Source organism: Bacteroides intestinalis, from assembly GCF_003464595.1.
Classification (GTDB): domain Bacteria; phylum Bacteroidota; class Bacteroidia; order Bacteroidales; family Bacteroidaceae; genus Bacteroides; species Bacteroides intestinalis_A.
Window position 1 is genome coordinate 320 of record NZ_QRZF01000076.1, and the last position, 201, is coordinate 520.

Below are 201 nucleotides of genomic sequence, written 5' to 3' on the forward strand. Positions count from 1 at the left end.
CAGCTGTTGCTTATCCTACAAAGATACTATTTTGAAAGCGAATCACAGCCATAAGCGCATCAGGCTATCGTGCAAGGGCGCTGTTGCTTATCCTACAAAGATACTATTTTGAAAGCGAATCACAGCAACTTGATGAAGTTTAGTACTAAAGCTAGCGCTGTTGCTTATCCTACAAAGATACTATTTTGAAAGCGAATCACA